The sequence below is a fragment of the Kitasatospora sp. MAA19 genome, from assembly GCF_029894125.1.
GTDB lineage: Bacteria > Actinomycetota > Actinomycetes > Streptomycetales > Streptomycetaceae > Kitasatospora.
This window is the reverse complement of the sequence record NZ_JARXYZ010000017.1, coordinates 1-20501: the sequence shown is the minus strand read 5'-3', so window position 1 is coordinate 20501 and position 20501 is coordinate 1. Positions and strand designations below refer to the sequence as shown.

19 protein-coding genes are annotated in these 20501 nt (G+C 73.9%); 12 read left to right on the top strand and 7 right to left on the bottom strand.

Annotated elements, in window-relative coordinates; translation table 11 throughout:
- Positions 1-35 precede the first annotated feature (35 nt).
- From blsG to P3T27_RS24320, 10 genes are all read left to right on the top strand, one after another.
- Positions 36-1277 (top strand): arginine 2,3-aminomutase, encoded by a 1242-nt coding sequence (gene blsG, locus P3T27_RS24365; protein WP_280681936.1) that lies wholly within the window; start codon positions 36-38, stop codon positions 1275-1277.
- A complete protein-coding gene (locus P3T27_RS24360) occupies positions 1274-2452 on the top strand; it encodes a DegT/DnrJ/EryC1/StrS family aminotransferase (protein WP_280681930.1) in 1179 nt (392 codons plus the stop codon). The genes blsG and P3T27_RS24360 overlap by 4 nt, the downstream gene beginning before the upstream one ends.
- Positions 2449-3690 carry an ATP-dependent carboxylate-amine ligase gene (locus tag P3T27_RS24355; protein WP_280681928.1) on the top strand — a complete coding sequence of 414 codons (1242 nt, stop codon included), beginning with the start codon at positions 2449-2451 and terminating at the stop codon, positions 3688-3690. The genes P3T27_RS24360 and P3T27_RS24355 overlap by 4 nt, the downstream gene beginning before the upstream one ends.
- Positions 3687-4949, top strand: a complete 1263-nt coding sequence (locus tag P3T27_RS24350; protein WP_280681926.1) for an MFS transporter — start codon at positions 3687-3689, stop codon at positions 4947-4949. Before P3T27_RS24355 ends, P3T27_RS24350 begins: the two co-directional genes overlap by 4 nt.
- Before the next feature lie 66 nt (positions 4950-5015).
- Entirely contained in the window at positions 5016-6848 is a 1833-nt protein-coding gene (locus P3T27_RS24345) for a hypothetical protein (protein WP_280681924.1), read from the top strand.
- Between the two features lie 29 nt (positions 6849-6877).
- Positions 6878-7498 (top strand): class I SAM-dependent methyltransferase, encoded by a 621-nt coding sequence (locus P3T27_RS24340; RefSeq protein WP_280681922.1) that lies wholly within the window; start codon positions 6878-6880, stop codon positions 7496-7498.
- A 5-nt stretch (positions 7499-7503) separates the two neighbouring features.
- Positions 7504-8013, top strand: a complete 510-nt coding sequence (locus tag P3T27_RS24335) for a nucleoside 2-deoxyribosyltransferase (protein WP_280681920.1) — start codon at positions 7504-7506, stop codon at positions 8011-8013.
- A 148-nt stretch (positions 8014-8161) separates the two neighbouring features.
- Positions 8162-9421: a M1 family metallopeptidase gene (locus P3T27_RS24330; protein WP_348534126.1), complete on the top strand. Its 1260-nt coding sequence runs from the start codon at positions 8162-8164 to the stop codon at positions 9419-9421.
- A 202-nt stretch (positions 9422-9623) separates the two neighbouring features.
- Positions 9624-10430, top strand: a complete 807-nt coding sequence (locus P3T27_RS24325) for a serine protease (protein ID WP_280682145.1) — start codon at positions 9624-9626, stop codon at positions 10428-10430.
- A 142-nt stretch (positions 10431-10572) separates the two neighbouring features.
- Positions 10573-11004 (top strand): PPOX class F420-dependent oxidoreductase, encoded by a 432-nt coding sequence (locus P3T27_RS24320; RefSeq protein WP_280681917.1) that lies wholly within the window; start codon positions 10573-10575, stop codon positions 11002-11004.
- A gap of 54 nt (positions 11005-11058) precedes the next feature.
- Here P3T27_RS24320 and P3T27_RS24315 read toward each other — a convergent pair whose 3' ends face one another.
- The 3 genes from P3T27_RS24315 to P3T27_RS24305 all read right to left on the bottom strand — a co-directional run bounded on the left by P3T27_RS24315 (position 11059) and on the right by P3T27_RS24305 (position 15008).
- Positions 11059-11850, bottom strand: a complete 792-nt coding sequence (locus P3T27_RS24315) for a putative protein N(5)-glutamine methyltransferase (protein WP_280681915.1) — start codon at positions 11848-11850, stop codon at positions 11059-11061.
- 347 nt (positions 11851-12197) lie between these two features.
- On the bottom strand, positions 12198-14264 hold the full coding sequence (gene ligA / locus P3T27_RS24310) for an NAD-dependent DNA ligase LigA (RefSeq protein ID WP_280681913.1): 2067 nt from the start codon (positions 14262-14264) through the stop codon (positions 12198-12200).
- A gap of 147 nt (positions 14265-14411) precedes the next feature.
- Positions 14412-15008 (bottom strand): ABATE domain-containing protein, encoded by a 597-nt coding sequence (locus tag P3T27_RS24305; protein ID WP_280681911.1) that lies wholly within the window; start codon positions 15006-15008, stop codon positions 14412-14414.
- A gap of 90 nt (positions 15009-15098) precedes the next feature.
- Between P3T27_RS24305 and P3T27_RS24300 the strand changes: the two genes are divergently transcribed.
- Positions 15099-15881: an MBL fold metallo-hydrolase gene (locus tag P3T27_RS24300; protein ID WP_280681909.1), complete on the top strand. Its 783-nt coding sequence runs from the start codon at positions 15099-15101 to the stop codon at positions 15879-15881.
- A 121-nt stretch (positions 15882-16002) separates the two neighbouring features.
- Here P3T27_RS24300 and P3T27_RS24295 read toward each other — a convergent pair whose 3' ends face one another.
- The 4 genes from P3T27_RS24295 to P3T27_RS24280 all read right to left on the bottom strand — a co-directional run bounded on the left by P3T27_RS24295 (position 16003) and on the right by P3T27_RS24280 (position 19548).
- The gene (locus P3T27_RS24295; protein ID WP_280681907.1) at positions 16003-16683 is read right to left on the bottom strand and encodes a ScbR family autoregulator-binding transcription factor; all 681 of its coding nucleotides are present in this window, start codon (positions 16681-16683) and stop codon (positions 16003-16005) included.
- A gap of 85 nt (positions 16684-16768) precedes the next feature.
- A complete protein-coding gene (locus tag P3T27_RS24290; RefSeq protein WP_280681905.1) occupies positions 16769-17617 on the bottom strand; it encodes an AfsR/SARP family transcriptional regulator in 849 nt (282 codons plus the stop codon).
- Positions 17618-18047: 430 nt separating this feature from the next.
- Positions 18048-18776, bottom strand: coding sequence for a ScbR family autoregulator-binding transcription factor (locus P3T27_RS24285; protein WP_280681903.1), 729 nt, complete (start codon positions 18774-18776; stop codon positions 18048-18050).
- Positions 18777-19143: 367 nt separating this feature from the next.
- Positions 19144-19548 carry a RidA family protein gene (locus tag P3T27_RS24280; RefSeq protein ID WP_280681901.1) on the bottom strand — a complete coding sequence of 135 codons (405 nt, stop codon included), beginning with the start codon at positions 19546-19548 and terminating at the stop codon, positions 19144-19146.
- 213 nt (positions 19549-19761) lie between these two features.
- Between P3T27_RS24280 and P3T27_RS24275 the strand changes: the two genes are divergently transcribed.
- A complete protein-coding gene (locus P3T27_RS24275; protein WP_280681899.1) occupies positions 19762-20382 on the top strand; it encodes an NlpC/P60 family protein in 621 nt (206 codons plus the stop codon).
- The last annotated feature ends 119 nt before the right edge of the window (positions 20383-20501 follow it).

Sequence of the window (20501 nt, the reverse complement as noted above, 5' to 3'; positions counted from 1 at the left end):
CGCCGTCACCGTCCTCCACCCCGTACGGAGCCGCCATGTCCCCCACCCCCACCGAACCAGGCCCGATCACCGAACCAGGACGAACCACCGGGCCCGACCAGACCTCCGACACCGACCGGGGCGCCGGAGCCGACCGGACCACCGGCCCGCCGCCGAACCGCCCCGGCGCCTCCCCCGCCGAGTGGGACGACTGGCGCTGGCACATGCGCAAGCGCATCAACACCGTCGACAAGGCCCGGCAGTGGATCAACCTCACCGCCGACGAGGAGCGGGCCATCGCCGGGGTCGCCGGCCGGTACCGCTGGAGCGTCACCCCGTACTACGCCTCGCTCATGGACCCGGACGACCCGCTCTGCCCCGTCCGCCAGCAGGCCGTCCCGGCGACCGAGGAGCTGGTGGAGTTCCCGGGCGCCGAGGTCGACCCGGTCGGGGACACCCTCTACCGCCGGACCAACCGGGTGGTGCACAAGTACCCGGACCGGGTGATCATGCTGGTCACCGAGACCTGCCCGGTCTACTGCCGGCACTGCACCCGCAAGTTCCACACCACCGACCTCCAGGGCAGCTACTTCCGGGACGACGAGGGCGGCACCTACGACGAGGACTTCCGCTACATCGCCGAACACCCGGAGATCCGGGACGTGTTGCTCACCGGCGGCGACCCGCTCTCCTACCAGGACGGCCGGCTGGAGGAGATCGTCGCCGGCCTGCGGGCGATCCCCAGCGTCGAGATCATCCGGATCGGCTCGCGCTTCCCCGTGCTGCTGCCGCAGCGGATCACCGACGAGCTGTGCGCGATGCTCTCCCGCTACCACCCGGTGTGGCTGAACACCCACTTCAACCACCCCAAGGAGATCACCCCCGAGTCCGCCGCAGCGGTGGACCGCCTGCTGCGGCACGGCATCCCGGTCGGCAACCAGACCGTGCTGCTGCGCGGGATCAACGACGACGTCCCGACCATGCGCCGGCTGATGACCGAGCTGCTGCGCATCCGGGTGCGCCCGTACTACCTGTACCACTGCGACAACGTCACCGGTGTCGCGCACTTCATGACCTCCGTCGAGAAGGGCTGGGAGATCATGGAGGGCCTGCAGGGCCACATCACCGGTTTCGCCGTGCCGCAGTACGTCCTCACGACGAAGATCGGCAAGATCCCGGTCGCCCGCCCCTCCTTCACCGAGACGCCCGACGGCGGCCTGCTGCTGCGCAACTTCCGCGACCAGCAGCTCCTCGTCGACGGCACCACGCACCCGATCACGGAGTCCGACGCCCGATGACCCTCCACCAACGCCAAGGCCAGCGCTTCCTCCCGTACGGCGCCAACTACCTCGACTGGTCCGACATGGCGGAGCTGAAGGAGGTGATCGACCACCAGGTCCTGTTCCGCTACCAGACCGAGCAGGAGAGCATGGCCTCCCGGCTGGAACGCCTGGTCGGCGAACGGCTGGGCACCGGCCACACGCTGGCCGTGCACAACTGCACCGAGGCGCTGCGGCTGGCGCTGATCTCCACCCGGCCCTCCGTCGGCGACCTCGTGTACATCCCCGCGGTCACCTTCGTGGCGGTGGCGGGCGCGGTGCTGTCCTGCGGCCTGATCCCGGTGCTGGTGGACGCCGACGAGTCCCTCGGCATGGACCCGACCCTGCTGCCGGCGGACGCCCGACGGGTGATCACCGCGCACATGGAGGGCTCGGTGGCCGCCCTGCCGCAGGGCGTGCCGTACGTGATCGAGGACTGCGCGCAGACCCTCGGCGGGCGCTTCCCGGACGGCCGACAGGTCGGGACGGCGGGCTACGCGGGGGTGTTCAGCTTCCACCACAACAAGGTGCTCACCTCCGGCGAGGGCGGGCTGGTGGTGACCGACGACGAGCAGGCCTGGGCGGCGATGCGCTGCTACCACGACCACGGCTCGGCCCGCGTCCCCGGCCACTACCCGACCTGGAACCAGGACGCCTACTACGGCGAGAACTTCGTCACCAGCGAGGAGGTCGCGGCCGTCCAGTGCCAGCAGTTCCGCCACCTCGACGAGGTGCTGGCCGGGCTGGAGCGGATGTACGCCCTCGCGCTGGCCGAACTGCCGGACCGCAGCGACCTCCGGGCGCTCCCGCGCGCCGAGGGCGACGTCAAGGTCAGCCTGCGCTTCCGCTGCGAGTCGCGCGAGCTGCGCGACGCCGCCGTGGCGGCCCTCACCGCCGAGGGGATCGCCAACTGGACGCTGGGCAAGTACCTGCTGCCCGAACACCCGGTGCTGACCGGCCGCCGCTCGCTGTACGCCGACGGCTTCCCGTGGAACCACGCCCCCGAGGGGCCGCTCGCGCTCAGCCGTGACGGCTTCGCCCGCACCCGCGACCTGCTGGAGCGCACGCTCTGCGTGCCGCTCTCCCCCGAACTGCCGCAGCCGCAGCAGGCCGCCGCGGTCAAGGCGATCCGGCGCGTCCTGGAGGCGGTGTGAGCCCGCCCGGTCCGGTCCTGCTGATGGTGGACGACCGCGCCTCCTCCTTCGCCCGCCACGCGGCCCGCACGCTCCCGGACCACCTCGTCCTGCTGCGCTTCGACGAGGCGCGCGCCGACCTCTCCGCGGAGCACCTGCACCGCACCGCGCACCTGCCCGCCTTCTGGGTACGGGCCGGGGTGCCGCTGGAACAGGAGGCCGCACGGTACCGGCAGTGGGCCGCCGGGCTTCCCGTCGCCCCCAGCCGGTTCTGCAACCCGTCCGAGCCGCGGCAGGTCGTCGCCCAGCGGTTCGCGGCGCTGGCCGGGCTGCCGCACCTGACCGCGCAGCAGGTCTCCTGGGTGCGCGACAAGGCCGTGATGAAGCGGCGCTTCCGCGAACTCGGGCTGCGGACGGCCGAGTTCGCCCAGGTCCGGACGGCCGGCGAGATCGAGCGGTTCGCCGCCGAGCACGGCTGGCCGCTGGTGCTCAAGCCGGTGGACTCCTTCGCCTGCGTGGACACCCACCGGCTGGACGGCCCCGAGTCGCTCGCCGCCGTCGACCTGACCGCCCGGGACTGGATGGTCGAGCAGTTCCTCGGCGGCGTCGAGTGGGAGGTGTGCGCGATCATCCTCCAGGGCGAGGTGCTGGACGCCTGGCCGAGTGCGATGCCGTGCCGCCCACTGGACATCGTCGAGGGCGCGATGAACGCCAACATCAGCGTCGGCACCGACGAGGCCCCGCCGGTCGACCTGCGCGCGCTGCTGCAGCGGATCGTCACCGGCATGGGGATCGACCACGGGTACGCGCACATGGAGTTCTTCCTGATCGACGGCGAGCCGTACGCCGGGGAGATCGGACTGCGGTTGGCCGGCTGCGAGATCCCGGCCAACCACGGGCACGCGTACGGCTTCGACGTCTTCGGCGCCACCCTGGACGTCTACCGGGGGCGGCGGCCGGATCTGAGCTATCGTCAACGACAGTGCGCCGGAGACCTGTTGCTTCCTCTGCCCGAGTCCGGGACGGTCCGCCGGATCACCCCGGTGGAGGAACTGCTGCGGGCCCCCGGGGTGGTCGACGCCGTGCTCAAGGTCGGGGTCGGCGACGCGGTGTCCGCCCGGCGCGCCTCGCACAACGCCTCGGGGTACGTCCACGTGGTGGGAGCCTCGATCGAGGAGGTGGAGCGGCGGATGCGTGCGGTCCTCGGCGCCTTCGTCATCGAGCTGGCGCCCGCCCCCGCGCTGGAGGGCGACCGGTGAGCGACACCCTGCCCCGCGACACCTCGCCACCGCCCCCCGACACCCTGGCGCACCGCGTCCGCTCGCTGCTGCGCCGCCCGCACGTGCGCGCCGTGGCCGGGTGGAGCGTGGTCTCCCGGCTGCCGGTCTACCTGATGTCGCTGGCCACCGTCCTGGTGGTGCGCGAGCAGGGCGGCAGCTTCGCGCAGGCCGGGCTGACCAGCGCGCTGTACACGGCCGGGATGGCGGCCGGCGGGCCGCTGGTCGCCCGGCGGCTCGACCGCGCCGGGCGTCGGCCGGTGCTGCTGGCCACCGGCCTGCTCTACCCGGCGGCGCTCGCCGTCCTCGCCTGGGCCACCCGGCCCGGCACCTGGGGCCAGCTGGCCGCCGCCGCCCTGGCCGGGGTGGCGCTGCCACCCGCCAACGCCTGCATGCGCTCGCTCTGGGCGCGCCTGCCGCTGAGCGACACCGAGCGCGACACCGCCTACCTCTGGGAGGCGGTCCTCACCGAGGTCCTGGTGATCGGGGCGCCGCTGATGCTGGCCGGGCTGATGCTCGCCGGTTCGGCCGCGCTGGCGCTGACCGCGGTGGCGGCGGTCGGCGGCGCGGGCGCGCTGGGCCTGGCCCTGGTCCGGCTCCCGGCCGGGACCGGCCCCCGACCCGCCGACCCGGCCGCGCCCCGCGACCTGCTGGGGCCGCTGCGCAACCCGGCCATGCTGGCGCTGACCGGCATCATGGCGGCCTGCGCGGTGCCGATCGGGCTGCTCACGCTCGCCATCCCGGCCTTCGTCGCCGCGCACGGCTCCCCCGGCGGCACCGGCGCGGTCTACGCCTGCTGGGGCGTGGGCAGCGCGCTGGGCGCCGTCTGGCTCGGGCGCTCGCAGTCCGCCGTCCCGGCGACCGTACGGTTCCCGCGTCTGGTCCTCGCGTACGCGCTGGGGACGGGGCTGACGCTGGCGGCCACCTCCCAGCCGTTGCTCGGGCTCGCGCTGGCGATCGGCGGCGCGCCCATCGCCCTGGTGTCCGCCGTCGAGATGACCCTGGTCGGCTCGGTGGCGGACGGCGGCTCGCTGGCGGAGGCCTTCACCTGGGCCTCGCTGGCCACCGTGCTGGGGGACGCCGTCGGCCAGCAGATCGGCGGCCTGCTGGTGGAGCCGCTCGGGCCACGCGGGGTCTTCGCCGTGGCCTTCGCCACCGCCCTGGCCGCGGCCGCCCTGGCCTTCGTCTGCCGCCCGCTGCTGGACCGCGCCCGCCCCGCCGCCGGGACGTGCGCGGCGTGACCGACTCCCGGCGCCATCCGGCAGCCGTCCCCGTTCCCACCCCTCCTTCCCACGAGGTCACCGACGATGAACCCCGCAGGCCCGCTCTTCCGGCCGGTCAAGTTCGCCCACCTGCCGTCCGCCGTCAAGGAGTTCCTGGACGCGCCGGACGCGGTCGCGGTGCCCGTCCCGGTCGAGGGCCGGGACGACCTGGCGCAGAGCGCGGAGCTCGCCTCCCGCCTCTACACCGCCCTCGACCGGCCACGGCCGCTGGACCTCGGCGTCGTCCTCGGCGAGGACCGACTCCCGGACGGCGTCGCCGACCTGGCCCGACCGCTGGCCCGGACCTGGCTGCCCGAGGACCAACTCGCCGACGCCCCGGCCTTCCTGCGCGACCACCCGGGCAGCCTGCTGCTGATCGGCTGCTACGACCGGCTCACCCTCGACCCGGTGCGCTCGCTGCTGCTCGCCACCTACCGCAGCCGCACCCACGCCCTCACGCTGCTGAGCGGCCGGGACGCCGCCTCGCTGGCCTGGAGCATCGCCAAGCAGTACGCCCGCGCGGACACCGGCATCGACGCCCTCGGCCTGTTCACCGACACCGACCGGCCGCCGCACCTGCCCGGCGTCCAGGTCTTCGACGACCGGGACTTCGAGCGCGTCGACATCCAGTCCGCGATCCTCGGCACCCGCTGGCGCAAGGTCGCCTTCCAGGGCCACGGCAAGGACGACAGCGTCAACCTGGGCGAGTTCACCATCTGCGGCCTCAACCCGGCCGTCCCGTCCCGGCCGGGGCTGCTCGGCCCGCGCTGCGCGTACGGGCTGCCCTGCTACAAGCCGGAGGACAAGCTCGTCCCGCTGCACCGGGTGACCGCCGTGGAGGTGGTGCTCAGCGCCTGCAACAGCGGGCCACTGGCCGACCTCGCGCTGTACGACCCGAAGTACCAGCTGCTGCTCAACGCGCTGGACGGGCCCGCCCGCACGGTGGTCGCCGCCGTCTCGGTGCACGACTCCGACCGGCCGGAGAACGTCGCCTGGATGCGCTCCGCCCTCACCGGCGCCGACACCGTCGACACCCTCAACGCCAGCCTGGCCGGTTCGCACCCCTACCCGGCCTTCCTGCGCTTCGGCCTGCCCGACACCCCGCACCCCGCACCCGAGCCCGCCGATCACCGTCCCGACCCGCTGGTGCTCACCGTCGGCCGCCGGCTGAACGCCCTGCTCGGCTCCGAACTCCTGCCGCACAACCACACGTTGCGCCCCCGGCTGACCAAGCTGGCCCGCAAGGTGGACCTCTGGGTGGCCCGGCCCACCCACCTGGCCGACCAGTCCGCCGCCGAGATCCACACCTCGCTCACCGCCGACCTGCAGTCGCTCGACCACGCGATCGCCGGGCAGGTCGCGGCGAACCCCGAGGACGAGCTGATGACCTACCCGGCGCACTTCGGCGACCGCAGCTCGCTCGACCACGAGGTCCGCGAGGTGACCTGCCACTGCGGCCGCCCGGCCCAGGAGTTCACCCGCCGCGGCCTGCTCCCGCAGGTCCTGGACACCACCTGCGCGGTCTGCATGCGCTGCGGCGACGTCACCTTCCGGCTGCCGGAGGCGCCCTCGCTGCTCGCGTACAGCGCCGACGAGGTCGAGCAGGGCGGCTTCCTGGAGGTGCGCGCCGTCCTCAACGCCGCCCGCACCGGCCCCGTCCGGCTCGGCCTGTTCGTGCCGACCTACCTGCGCGAGGACGCCCGCGTCGAACCGGAGCTGGTGAAGGTGCGCGCCACCGGCGGACAGCCGCAGTACGTCGTGTTCCGCGTCCGCTTCGACCCGGCCACCGCCCCCCAGGCGTACTACTTCACGGTCTTCGCCGTGCAGGACCTCGCCGTCTCCACCGCCCGGCGCCACTTCGGCGTCCTGCCCCGCTGATCCCCCGCACCACGAGAAAGACGACCGCCATGACGACGCCTGCCACCAAGCCCGAGATCCGACTCATCGAGCAGAACGGTGAAGTAACCCTCAGCATCGGAGGCGAACAGGCCATGCAGGCCTGGGAGCGCGACCTGATGTGGGCCAGCGCCGACCTGCTCTGCGAGTACGGCCAGGACTTCTACGAGGTCGGGCTCGGCCTCGGCCTGTCCGCCCTGCGGATCGCCCGACACCCCGCCACCCGCCGCCACACCGTCCTCGAACTCTTCGACGAGGTCGAGGAGTTGTTCCGGGCCAAGAACCCGGACCTGCCCGGGAACCTGACCGTCGAGCGCGGCGACTTCTTCCAGCGGATCTTCGAACTGCCCTCGGAGAGCATCGACGGCATGTTCTTCGACCCGGCCCTGGACATGGAGGTCTGGACCGACGCCGAGCTGTGGGCCAGGACCATGCCCGAGGTGGTCCGGGCGCTGCGCCCGGGCGGCGTGTTCATCCCCTTCTTCAGCACCAAGCCCGAGCTGCGCTGGCAGTACACTCCGCACTTCCGCTCCATCCGGGTCGAGCGCCACCCGTACACGGCCTACGACACCACCGAGTACACCTTCGGCACCAGCGGCGACGCCTACATCCAGTGCTTCATCAAGGACTGACCGCCATGACCACTCAGCCCACCGCCGCCGCGCCCGCAGTCCGCTCACTGTTCCTGGCCGGGCCGTTCATCCAACTCCTCGACCCCGCCACCGGCCTGATGCCGGACGACGCCCGGGCGCCGTTCGACCTTCTGATCAAGCACTTCGAAGCCCAGGGCGTCGCCGTGCACAACGCCCACCGCCGCGAGGCGTGGGGCGAGGAACTGATGCGGCCCGAGCAGTGCACCAAGCTCGACCAGGACGAGATCCGCAAGGCCGAACTGTTCGTCGCCCTGCCCGGCTTCCCGGCCTCGCCCGGCACCCACATCGAGATCGGCTGGGCGAGCGCCTTCGGCAAGCCGATCGTCCTGCTGCTGGAGCGCGGCCGGGAGTACACCTTCCTGGTCCAGGGCCTGCACACGGTGGCGACCGTGGAGCAGGTCGTCTACACCGACCTCGGCACCGCGCTGCCCGGCGTCGACCGGGCGGTCGAACGGGTGCTGGCCCGGCACCGGGAGACCACCCCGGCGCGCTGACCCGCACCGGCGGCCACCGATCGGAGCACGACCGATGAGACGAACCCCCATCCTGCTCGCCGTCCTCGCCGTGCTCCTGTCGGTGGCCGCGGCCCCGCCACCGTCACCACCTGCGCCTGCGCCTGTGCCTGTGCCTGTGCCTGTGCCTGTGCCGCAGGCTGACACCGTCCACACCCCGGCCCGGCCCGCCTACACCGTCGCGCTGCGCAGCGACGCCACCGGCGGCAGCTGGCGGGGCCACGAGCGGATCACCTTCACCAACGCCTCGCCGCGGCCGCTGCACGAGGTGTACCTGCGGCTCTGGGACAACTCCCACGGCGGCTGCGCGGCACCGCCCGTCCGGCTGTCCGGCCTCCCGGGCGACTACTCCCTGGACTGCACCGCGCTACGGGTCGCCCTGCCCCGGCCGCTGCCCCCGGGAGCGGCCGGCACCGTCGAGTTCGACCTCGCCGTCGACGCCCCCGGCGCCGCCGACCGCTTCGGACGGGACGGCGCCTTCAGCTTCCTCGGCAACGCGCTGCCGGTGCTCGCCGTCCACGACGAGGCCGGCTGGCACCTCGACCCGTACACCGGCAACGGCGAGTCCTTCTACGCCCTCGCCGCCGACTTCGCCGTCACCCTGGACCACCCCTCCGAGCTGCTGGTCCCCGCCACCGGCAGCGCCGTCGACGCCCCCGGTGCCGAGGGCCGGACCATCACCCGGGCGGCCGCGCGCCAGGTCCGCGACTTCGCCTGGGCGGCCGGCCCGTTCACCCGGATCACCGGCCGCTCCCCCGGCGGTGTCCGGATCGGCGTCTTCGCGGCCGCGAACGTCACCGCCGAGGACGCCCGGCGGATGCTCGACCTCGCCCTCGCCACCATCGACGCCCACTCGGCCCGCTACGGCCCCTACCCGTACGGCGAGTTGGCCGTCGTGCTGGACAACGCCTTCTGGTTCAGCGGCATGGAGTACCCGGCCTTCGTCCTCGACCGGGTCAAACCCAGCGCTCTCGTCCACGAGTTGGCGCACCAGTGGTGGTACGGCATCGTCGGCGACGACCAGTACCGCGCGCCCTGGCTGGACGAGTCCTTCAGCGAGTACGCCACCGACCTCGCCCTCGGCCGCACCGGCGAGGGCTGCACGGCCGCGACCCCCTGGGAGTCCGACGCCGAACGCCTGACCAACCCGATGGCCTACTGGGACGCCCACCCCGCCCGCTACGAGGCCGTCGTCTACGACCACGGCGCCTGCGCCCTGCACGAACTGCGCCGCCTCATCGGCCCCGCCGCGATGTCCGCCCTCCTGCACGACTACGCCCGCACCCACTGGTACGGCCTCTCCACCACCGCCGCCTTCAAGTCCGCCGCCCAGGCCGCCACCCTGGTCGACCTGACCCCCTTCTGGCGCGAGCACCGCATCGACGGCTGACCGCCGCCGGGCTCTGAGCCGGGTGACCGGCCGGGGCGCTGCCCACGCCCGCCTGATCCCCCTGGTCAGGACAGCCCCCCGGGGGGATCGGGGGCTGTCCCCACCAGGCGTCGGCCGGTTGTCCTGATGGTTCGGTGGATCTTGACCGCGCAGGCTGGACACATCCGAACAGCAGGAAAGGAACGTCACCTTGCCGAAGTTGATGCGCCGTCGTACCCCGCGTGCCGTGACCGTCGCCGGCCTCGTCGCCGCGGTGGGCGCCACCATGACGGCCGGAAGCGCCGGAGCGATCGTCAACGGACGGGACTCCACCGAGCGCTACCCGTTCATGGCGTCGATCCCGATGTCGGCCCCGTCCGCGGGTCTGACCGACGGCGCCTGCGGGGCGTCGCTCATCGATCCGCAGTGGGTGCTGACGGCGGCCCACTGCGTGACTGGGCCGGTGGACCTGGACGGGACCGTCCGGATCGGCAGTGCCCAGCGGCACTCCGGCGGCACCGTCCGGTCCATCGATCTGACGGTGGTCCACCCTGGCTACCGGAATGGCGAGAACGTGGCCGCGAACCGCGACGACGTCGCACTGGTCCGGCTGGATCGCCCGGTCGCCCAGAAGCCCGTCCGGATCGCGAAGCAGCCGGGGCGGCCCGGCACCGACACGCGGCTGCTGGGCTTCGGCACGGTCGTCGACATCACCGAGCTGGCCGACGCGCGGTTCGCGGAGCGGCTGCAGGAGCTCGACACCCGCCGGGGAGCCGAGAGCGAGTGCGCCCCCGGCTACGCGGACCCCACCAGGCTGTGCACGATCAGCCGCGTGCCGGACGCCATGGCGTGCTTCGGGGACTCCGGCGGGCCGCAGATCCAGCGGGGCCGGGGCGGGCGGTGGGAGCTCATCGGCGTGACCTCCGGCCCCGGCGCCCCCGGGGTCCCCTGTTCGCAGGGTCCGGGTCTCTACACCAGTGCGCCCGCCTACGCGGACTGGATCCGGGACACCATCAGCCGCAACAGCTGACCGGCTGCCGCCCGCGTACGGCATCCGCTCCCCAGGCAGGTGCCGTACGGTGGGTCCGCGCAACAGCCAGGCCGGCCGACCGACCGCAACACGCCTGCCGCGCCTTGACCTTCACACCGGTGTGAAGCCCGATGATGCTGCCATGACGACCACCACATCCTTCGACCCGTACGCGCTCCTCGCGGAGAGCCGGCTCGGTATCCTCGCCACGATCAAGGCCGACGGCCGCCCCCAGCTCTCGCCCGTCATGCCCTTCTACGACCGTGCGGCGAACGCCATCCTCATCTCCACCAGGGAAGGCCTGGCCAAGACCGCCAACCTGCGCCGGGACGCCCGGGTCAGCCTGGAGGTGACCGGGCCGGACGGGCGCTCCTGGGCCACCGCCGAGGGCGTCGCCGGCCTGACCGGACCGGGCACCGACCCCGATGGGGCCGAGGTCGAGGCGCTGGTGGACTACTACCGCCGGGCCGCCGGCGAACACCCCGACTGGGCGGAGTACCGCCAGGCGATGGTCTCCGACCGCCGCGTGCTCATCACCGTCCCGGTCGACCACGTCTACGGCGCCCGGATCTGATCCGCCACGGCCGCCCGGCCCGTCGGCGCCGGGCCCGGGCGGCGGGGCGGCCCGTCAGCGCCGGGTCGCGGTGACGACCGTCGCGTCGAGGTCCTCGCACCAGCCGTCGGCCGCGTCGAGCCCGGCCGCGCGGGCGACGGCGAGGGCCGTCGGCGTCTGCCGCTCGCTGGTCTCGAACAGCAGCGAGCCGCCCGGGGCCAGCCAGCCCGGTGCCTCGGCGGCCACCCGGCGCAGCACGTCCAGTCCGTCCGCGCCGCCGTCCAGTGCCGGCCGTGCCTCGTGCAGACGGGCCTCGGGCGGCAGCAGCGCGATGTCGGCGCTCGGGACGTACGGGACGTTGGCCAGCAGGACGTCGATCCGGCCGCGCAGGTCGACGGGCAGCGCAGCGAACAGGTCGCCCTCGACGACCAGGGCCCCGGCCCCGGCCAGGTTGCGGCGGGCGCAGCGGACGGCGACCGGGTCGACGTCGGCCGCGTAGAGCTCGACCGGGTGCGTGGCGGCGGCCGCCACCGCGGCGGCGAGGGCGCCGCTGCCGCAGCAGAGGTCGACGACCACGGCGCCCGGGCCGGTGAGCGCGGTGGCGGTGGCGGCCAGGAACTCGCTGCGACGGCGCGGGACGAACACGCCGGGGTCGACGGCGATCCGCAGTCCGGCGAACTCGGCCCAGCCGACGACGTGTTCCAGTGGCCGCCCCTCGGCCCTGGCGCGGACCATCACACCCAGGTCGGCCGGTGTGGTGGCGGCGGCGAGCAGGATCCGCGCCTCGTCCTCGGCGAACACGCATCCGGCGGCACGCAGCCGGGAGATCACCGAGGAACGGAGGGCGGCGGAGGCAAAGACCGACAAGAGAACCCCTTGGGGGAATCGGGAGGAGACGGACGACTCCGTCAGGGCTCCCACAAGGGCCGGCGCCGCGCCGACGCGTCCGCGCTACGCGCGCGGGGCGCCCGCACGGCCGCGCTCCGGGAGCACCCGCTCGGACATACCGGTAATGGGGCTCACCTCCTTGAGTCGCGGTCATACTCGGCGTCGGTTACCCTACCGCACCGCCGACGCCGGTGATCAACCGGTGTTCCGGGGCTCGGCTCCGGTCGTCCGGGGCTCGGCACCCACGGCCCGGGGCTCGGCACCGATGGCTCGGGGCTCGGGGCTCGGGGCTCGGGGCTCGGGGCTCGGCACCGATGGTCCGGCCCTCAGCCGAGCTGGTCGGCCACCAGGGCGGCGAACTCCTCCGGGGTCATGACCGCCACGCCGAGCTCCTCGGCCTTGGCGCGCTTGGAACCGGCCTTCTCGCCCGCGACGAGCAGGGTGGTGCGCTTGGACACCGAGGAGGAGGCCTTGCCGCCGGCGCGTTCGATCAGTTCGTTCATCGCGTTGCGGGAGAGTTCGGCGAGGGCGCCCGTCATGCTGCCGGTGACGACCACGCTCTGTCCGGCCAGCGGGCCCGCGGCGGTGCCGTCCGTGGCCGCCGAGCCGCCGTCCGCAGACGTGGCGGCGGGAGCGGTCGGCTCGGTCACCGCGGCACCGACGCCCTGGGCCGCGAGCCGGTCCAACAGCGCCGCCACGTCGACGAGTTCGGTGACGATCACAGCGGCCTTCTCGGCTCCGATGCCGTCCACGCCGGCCAGCGCCTCGGCGTCGGCGGCGCGGATCGCGGCCATGCTGCCGAAGTGCGCGGCGATCCGGCGGGACATCGTCCGGCCGGTGCCGCGGATGCCGAGGGCGCAGAACACCCGGTTCAGGGGGCGGCTGCGGGCGGTCTCGATGGCGGCGAGCAGGTTGTCGGCGCTGGTGTCGCCCATCCGCTCCAGGGTGAGCAGCTGCTCCCGGGTGAGGGTGAACAGGTCGGCGAGGTCGGCGACCAGCCCGGCCTCGACCAGCTGGACGGCCCGGGTGCCGCCGAGGCCCTCGATGTCGAGCTGGTCGCGCCCGGCCGCGTAGATCACCGAGGCCACCGCCTGGCAGGCCCGGCCGCGCACGCAGCGCCAGCGCTGCTCGGAGGTGTCGATCGCGTCACCGCAGCGCGGGCAGACCTCGGGGAAGGCGATCGGCTGCTCGGCGCCGGTGCGCTGGTCGACCAACGGCGCCTCGACGCGCGGGATCACGTCGCCGGCCCGGTAGACGAACACCTGGTCGCCGATCATCAGGCCGCGGCGCTCGATGTCCGCCGGGTTGTGCAGGGTCGCGTAGGTGACGGTGACGCCGTCGATCACCACCGGTTCGAGGACGGCCCGGGGCGCGATGATCCCGGTGCGGCCGACGTTCCACTCGACGCCGAGCAGCCGGGTGACCTGGTGCTGCGCCTGCAGCTTGCGGGCGACCGCCCAGCGCGGCGCGCGGGAGCCGGACCCGGCCGCCTCCTGGTCGGCCACCGCGTCCGCCTTCACCACGACGCCGTCGATCCCGAAGGGCAGCGCGGCGCGCAGGCCGGCGATCTCGTCGATCCGCTGCTGCGCCTCCGCGAGGGTGGCGCAGCGGCGCGGCGCGGCGGCGGTGCCGGCGGCGGTGTGGGCGCCGAGGGCGGCCAGCCGGACCAGCAGTTCGGCGTGGTCGAGGCCGGGCAGGCCGAGGGCGTCGTAGGCGAAGAAGGTGAGCTCGACGCGGTAGGCGCGGTCCTTGGCTCGCAGGGTGCCGGCCGCGCCGCTGCGCGGGTGGGCGAACGGGGTGGCGCCGTGGGCGGTACGGACGGCGTTGGCCTGCTCGAACTGCTCGTGGGTGAGCAGCACCTCACCGCGCAGCTCGACGTCGACCGGCTCGGCGAGCCGGTCGGGCAGGCCGAGCACGGCGTCGGCCGCGGCGGTGATGTCCTCCCCCGCCAGGCCGTCACCTCGGGTCAGCACCCGGGTGAGCCGGCCGGCCCGGTAGCGGGCGGCGATGGCGAGGCCGTCCAGCTTCGGCTCGACGCACCAGGCGGCGACCGGGCGACCGAGTCGACGCTCCAGGCCGGCCGCCCAGGACTCCAGCTCCTCGGCCGAGAAGACGTTGTCGAGGGAGAGCATCGGCACGCTGTGCGGGACGTCGCCGACCGCCGCGCCACCGGCCACCTTGCCGGTGGGCGACTCGGGCAGCACCTCGTCCGGGTGCTCGCGCTCGTAGGCCTCGATCGCCCGCACCAGGGCGTCGTACTCGTCGTCGCCGAGCGGGGTGGCGCCGTCGGCGTAGTACGCGGCGGCGGCCCGTACGGCGGCGGCGACGGCATCGGCGTAGGCCTGCGGGGAGGCCGGGGCGGCGGGAGAGGCCATGGTGGCTGCGTCCTTCATACCGCCATCATGGCGAGCCGCACTGACATTCGGCCCGGCCGAACGCGGCCCCCGACCCGACCCGCCGACCCGACCCGGCCGGCGGGCCGGCGGGCGGGCGGGACCGGCGGGACGCGCGGGCACGGCCCCGGGTTCCCGCCGGGGCGGTCAGTCCGGCTGGGGCCGGGTGCGTCGGGCGTAGGCGCGGGCCGCGCGGGCGCGGTCGCCGCAGCGGGTGGAGCACCAGTGGCGGCGGCCGTGCCGGAGGAGGTACCGGGTGCACGGGGTGGAGCCGCAGGCGGTGAGGCGGACGGCGTCGGGCCCGGTGAGCAGGTCCGCGGCGTCGGCGGCGAGGGTCGCCAGGGCGTGGTCGACGATCTCGGTGGTGGGGTGCGGTGCGGCACGGTAGGGGCCGTTGCCGTCGTCCCACCGCAGCAGCCGGGCGGTGGGGAGACGCGTCAGGGCGTCGTTGACGGCGGTCAGCGCGGAGGCGGGCGCGGGCAGCTCCGCGACCCGGGCCGCGAACAAGGTCCTGATCTGCTCCCGCATCGAGCGCACCTGCGCCGTGCACATCTCCCGCAGGCCGGCGTCGGCGGGCGCGAGCTCGTGCTCCAGGAGCCACTGTTCGGCGGACGCCGGTGTGCCCAGGCGGTCGACCACGTGTCCGCCGGGCAGCGTGACGGCGCTGTTGACCAGGGCGATCGAGGGGTACTGCTGCTCGCCCGTCGCAGGCGGCGGGGCGGGGTCGTCGTCGGTCTCCGTCATGAATCTCATGGTAGCGGTTGCGCTCATCCGTGAGAACGGGCTAGCTTTTCTCACGGATAAACCGCTTCAATCCGTGAGGTGTACTTCGCCATGGCTTCTTCCGACACGACCGTCGAGCAGTTCCCCGTCCGCCTCTTCGGCGGCCCGACCGCCCTCTTCGACTACGGCGGCCTGCGGTTCCTCACCGACCCGACCTTCGACGAGCCGGGCGACTACCAGCGGCCCGCCGGCCCACTGCTGACCAAGACCGCGCCCTCGGCCGGAAGCCCCGCGGACACCGGCCGCGTCGACGTCGTCCTGCTCTCCCACGACGAGCACCCCGACAACCTCGACCACTCCGGCCGGGCGCTGCTGGCCGACGTCCCGCTCACCCTCACCACTCCCGGCGGCGGCCGGCGCCTCGGCGGGACGGCCCGGGGGCTGGCCGACTGGGAGTCCATCACGCTGGACCGCCCCGGCGGCGGCACCGTCACCGTGACCGGCGTTCCCGCCCTCCACGGGCCCGGGTCCCGCGCGGAGGTCGAGGCGGTCACCGGCCAGGTCGTCGGTTTCGTACTGACCGGGGAGGGGCTGCCCACCGTCTACGTCAGCGGCGACAACGCCTCACTCCCCCTGGTCGAGGAGATCGCCCAACGGTTCGCACCCGTGGACACCGCGATCCTGTTCGCCGGGGCGCCCCGCTTCCCCGCTCTCTTCGACGGCGCGCCCCTCGTCCTGGACAGCGCCCAGGCCGCCGAGGCCGCCAGGATCCTCGACGCCCGCCGGGTGGTCCCCGTCCACCACGACAGTTGGGCCCACTTCACCGAGGACCGCGACGACCTGGTGGCCGCCTTCACCGCCGCCGGCCTGGCGGAGCGCCTCCGCTCGGCGTGACCAGCGCACCGGGTGGGGCGCGCCGTACGGAACGCCCCACCCGCTCACCCTTGAACCACCCGCCCTTGACCCGCCTACTCTTGAGCCGCCCGCCCGGCGGGGTGGCGCAGGCCGCCGGGGCTCAGCCGGGCAGCGGTGCCAGCGGCCTGGTCCGGTAGCCGTCGGCGGAGCCCGGGGGGACGAGGCAGGGCAGCAGCCACTCCCACAGGGCGCCGACGCGAAGGGCGCGCTCCTCGCCCGGGCAGCCGTCGCCGAACACCACCTCCAGCCCGCAGGCTGCCGCCACGACCAGGGTCTCCGGCCCGAGCGCGCCCGTGCGCTCACGCAGCTCACCGGCCCGCCGGGCGCCGGTCAGCAGGTCCCGGACGACACCGGCCCAGACGCCGTGGAAGCCCCGCATACCCGCGACCAGGGCGCCGGAGGCGACTCCGCCGGGAGGGGGCACGGCGGCCTGCGGCTGCCAGCCGCCACCCTCCCGGCCGAGCCGGAACGCCGCGCGGACCACGGCGTCCGACTCCAGGGCGTCGACCAGCCAGTGGCCCAGGTCGATCAGCGCCTGGAGGGGGGAGGAGGTGGCGCGCAGGGCGCCGCAGGCTCTGCGCAGCAAGCGCTCGGCCTGCTGGAACACCGCCTGGGCCAGCTCCTCCTTGGACACGAAGTGAAAGTAGAGCGCGCCCTTCGTCACTCCCGCCGCACCGGCGATCTCGCCGAGCGTGGCGCCGGCGTAGCCGCAGCGGTCGAACAGCACCGCCCCCGCCTCGACCAGCCGTCCGCGCGTCCGTTCCGACCTCTCCTGCACCACCCGACCCACAACCCCTCACAACGACAAGCACGTTCCGACCACACCCGAGCGGCGCCCCGGCGGCGCCGGCGTCTTCCGCGCGTCCTCAGCCGACCCTGGTGAACCTGGCCGTGGCCGCCTCCGGCGCTGTGGCCCCGGCCGCTTCGCGGTCCGGGCGCTCCGGGCCGGCCAGCAGGATGGAGCGCTGCAGCCGCCGCAGCCCGGCCGAGGGTTCCATGCCCAGCTCCCGTACCAGGGTGTTGCGCAGGCGCTGGTAGGCCTCCAGGGCCTCGCCTCGTCGGCCGGAGCGGTGCAGGGCGATCATGTACTGGCCGTGCAGGCTCTCGTGGGTGCGGTAGCGGTCGACCAGGACGGTGAGTTCGGCGAGCAGCACACGGTGGCGCCCGAGCCGTAGGTCCGCCTCGATCCGCTGGTCCAGGGCGCAGAGCCGGGTCTCCTCCAACCGCTTGGACTCGACGGCGAGTTGGCCGCCCGCGGGCACATCGGCGAAGGCCGGCCCACGCCACAGGCCGAGCGCCTCGCCGAGCATCCTGGCGGCCAGCGGGTGGTCGTCGCCGTCCATGGCCCGGTAGCCCATGCCGGCGAGCCGCTCGAACTCGCGGACATCCGTCAACCCGCCGCCGCTGTTCAGCATGTAGCCGCCGGGCGAGGTCACCAGCACGTCCTTGGCGCAGGAGACCCCTGCGGCCGTGCCCACCCGGGCGAGCGCCCGGTCGATCATGTCGCGCAGCTGGAGCACGTACGTCTGCACGGTGGTGCGCGCGCTGCGCGGCGGGCGGCCCGACCACAGTTCCTCGGCCAGCACCCCGGCCGGAACGACCTGGTCGGCCCGCAGGGCCAGCAGCCCCAGGACTTGACGCGGTTTCGGCGCCGACGGCACCACCGACACTCCGCACACCCGGACGTCCAGCGCCCCGAGCACCCGAATTTCCACGATGACCACCCCAATCACACGGAACGCCGCAGGCCGATCCGCCGCGGCTGGCACCCGGGTCGACACCCCTAGGGCGACTGTCACCAGTCAAAAACAGGACGCGCGGTTTGTCAATACAAAACCGAACGCGCTGTTTGTTTCCGTGGGATGAATGGCCGCCACCAAGGTCGTGGCGCGGCATCCACGCCGTGCCACGACCCGGGCACGCAGCGCATCCGTGCACGGACAAACCGAAGGCGGCGTCGGACCCCCATGGATCCCGCGCCGCCGCCAATTCGCCCACACCCGCACCGACCACCGACCAGCCGGCCGCCGGCCGGCCGACCATCGCCCGGTCTGCCGCCGCTCGGACGCCCCCGCGAGCAGGGAGGCCACCGAGCCTCGATCAACTCCGCACCGGCCAGCGAGACTTCCGGCCGCTGTCGGACCGTCAGCCCACACCGACCCCGTCCGCGACCACCTGCGCCTCCGGCTGCGACTCGCCCGGCGCCTCGGCACCCTCCGCCGCCGCCCGGGCGGCCGCCACCTCGGCGACCACCTGGGCGCCGCGGTCCGGTCCCATCTGCAGCGAGCCGAGCACACCCGGCACCGCGACGCTCGGCATCAGGTGCTGAAACAGCCCGGCGGCCCGCCGCTCGAGGTCGGCGCGCCCGGAGAGCTTCTGCGACTGGATCTGCACACCCGTCCACGCGGCCGTGACCAACCACGCCGTGTCGGCCGGGACGACGTGCGGCAGCAGTTCGCCTCGCTCGCCCGCGGCGACGAGCAGCGCCTCCAACCGGCTGATCCAGCCCGGGATCGCACCGCCGCCGAGGTCGTCGAAGACGTCCTGGCCGAGGGAGAGCCGGGCCCCCGCGCTCAGCAGCGGATCACGTGGCATCAGATAGGCCACCACCATCCCGGTGTCCACGAACTCCTGGAGTTTGCAGACCCGTTCGGGCACACCGTCCTGGACGAACTGCTCCTCGACGACACCCTGGGCCAGATCCCGCTTGGAGGCGAAATGGAAATAGACCGCACCGCGCGTCACGCCGGCCCGCGAGACCACCTCGCCGATGGTGGCGCCCTCGTAGCCGAACTCGTCAAAGACCGACGCCGCCGCCTCCAGGATCAGCCGACGCGTCCGGAGCGCCCGCTCCTGCCGTACCACCGCAACCACCCCACCCAGAGCTCCCGGAAAACAAAACCAAACACCCCGTATCTTAGCTACCGGTGGCCTACGGCCGACAAGACGATGTCGGCGAATCGCCTCAAACGCTCCCCCTCCCCACCGCATGGTCCGCACTTTGCCCACGGGTCGCCGGCCCGTCGACGGGTGGCCAAAAGCGGGGTCGGCGCCGCACGCCACCTGGCAGCAGAAAACCGAACGATCGGTATCTGAATTCGGACATCCAGGGCCCGGAAGCCGATCCCGGAGGCTCCACAACCACACCGGTGAATACGCCGGACGACCGCACGAGGCTCGGCGGAGGCCTACGGGGGGACCGGTCGCCGGGCCGGCGCAACTCCCGCCGCGCCGGCGGGCGTCAGGGCAGCACGGCCACCGCCTCCACCTCCACCAGTTGGTCGTCGTAGCCGAGCACCGAGACGCCGAGCAGGGTGCTGGGGGCGTCGTGCTCCCCCATGTACTCGCGATACACGTTCCACACCGCCACCAGGTCGGCCCGGTCGGCGGAGGCCACGTACACCGTCGTCCGGGCGATGTCGGTCAGCCCGGCTCCGGCGTCCTCCAAGGTGGTGATCAGATTGCGCATCACCTGGTGGGCCTGGCCCTCGTAGTCGCCGACGGCGACCGTCCGCCCCTCGGCGTCGAGCGGGCAGGCGCCCGCGAGCCAGAGCGAGCGGGCCGGGGCGTCGACCACGGCCGCATAGGCGTAGTCGACGGCCGAGGTGAGGCGGGAGTTTCGGATCAGCTTGACGGCACTGCTCATGGGGCACTCCGAAGGTCTCGACCGAACATTTGCGCCCATCGTTGGTTTCTCCTGACCGACCGTCAAACCATTTACCAGCGGTTTCCCCTTTACCTCGGGCCCGGTGCGCCCACGATTCACCGGTATGGGTGATGGTGGGCCGACCCGCCGGGCCGGAATCCTGGTGCCTCCGACCGCGCGCGTCGACGGCGCGCCGAACACCAGGGGTCATCGATGGAATCCCAACCGCCGTATCGCGACGAGGCCTTCGGAGTCCGGCGGCGCCGGATGCTGGGCCTGGCGCTCGGGGCGGGACTCATCCCGGCACTCGCCCCCGCGGCCGCGGCCCGAGCCGCGAACCACGCGGCGCCCCCGGCCCTCCCGTCCGCCGCCCTCGGCCGCCGGGTCGCCGAGGTGGCCGCCGCCCAGATCGGCGTGCCGTACGCCTGGGGCGGCGGCGACCGGCTGGGGGCGAGCCTCGGCTTCTGCGACGAGGAGAACGGCTACCTCGACGGCACCTGCCTGGGCGAGAGCACGGTCGGCTTCGACTGCAGCGGACTGTCCCTCCACTGCTGGTACCTGGCCAGCCACGGCAGCGTCGAGCTCGGGCACTACACCGTCGCCCAGTTCCACCGCAGCGCGCCGGTGGAGCGCGGCGCCCTCGCCCCGGGCGACCTGCTCTTCTTCTCCCGCCCGGACGCGCCGTTGCACCACGTCGGAATCCACGTCGGCGACGGCGCGATGATCCACGCCGAGCGCACCGGGACGCTGGTGGCCCAGGTCGACCACGTCCTGGACGTCCCGCGCTGGGCGGGCGAGTTCGCCGGCGCCCGGCGCCCCGGGCCGGCCGCCTGACCGCACGTGACGGCAGGCCCTAGATGTTCTGTCCCGTGAGGTTGGGGATGCGGCTTGCGGGTGGTTGGCCTGCGAGTGCGGTGTGTCCGCGGTGGTGATTGTAGGTGTGGAGCCAGGCG

Bases quoted from the DNA above. Each gene is read 5' to 3' on its own strand.
- blsG (WP_280681936.1), top strand. From the start codon at position 36: ATGTCCCCCACCCCCACCGAACCAGGCCCGATCACCGAACCAGGACGA.
- P3T27_RS24360 (WP_280681930.1), top strand. From the start codon at position 1,274: ATGACCCTCCACCAACGCCAAGGCCAGCGCTTCCTCCCGTACGGCGCC.
- P3T27_RS24345 (WP_280681924.1), top strand. From the start codon at position 5,016: ATGAACCCCGCAGGCCCGCTCTTCCGGCCGGTCAAGTTCGCCCACCTG.
- P3T27_RS24340 (WP_280681922.1), top strand. From the start codon at position 6,878: ATGACGACGCCTGCCACCAAGCCCGAGATCCGACTCATCGAGCAGAAC.
- P3T27_RS24335 (WP_280681920.1), top strand. From the start codon at position 7,504: ATGACCACTCAGCCCACCGCCGCCGCGCCCGCAGTCCGCTCACTGTTC.
- P3T27_RS24325 (WP_280682145.1), top strand. From the start codon at position 9,624: ATGCGCCGTCGTACCCCGCGTGCCGTGACCGTCGCCGGCCTCGTCGCC.
- P3T27_RS24320 (WP_280681917.1), top strand. From the start codon at position 10,573: ATGACGACCACCACATCCTTCGACCCGTACGCGCTCCTCGCGGAGAGC.
- ligA (WP_280681913.1), bottom strand. From the start codon at position 14,264: ATGAAGGACGCAGCCACCATGGCCTCTCCCGCCGCCCCGGCCTCCCCG.
- P3T27_RS24305 (WP_280681911.1), bottom strand. From the start codon at position 15,008: ATGACGGAGACCGACGACGACCCCGCCCCGCCGCCTGCGACGGGCGAG.
- P3T27_RS24300 (WP_280681909.1), top strand. From the start codon at position 15,099: ATGGCTTCTTCCGACACGACCGTCGAGCAGTTCCCCGTCCGCCTCTTC.
- P3T27_RS24280 (WP_280681901.1), bottom strand. From the start codon at position 19,548: ATGAGCAGTGCCGTCAAGCTGATCCGAAACTCCCGCCTCACCTCGGCC.
- P3T27_RS24275 (WP_280681899.1), top strand. From the start codon at position 19,762: ATGGAATCCCAACCGCCGTATCGCGACGAGGCCTTCGGAGTCCGGCGG.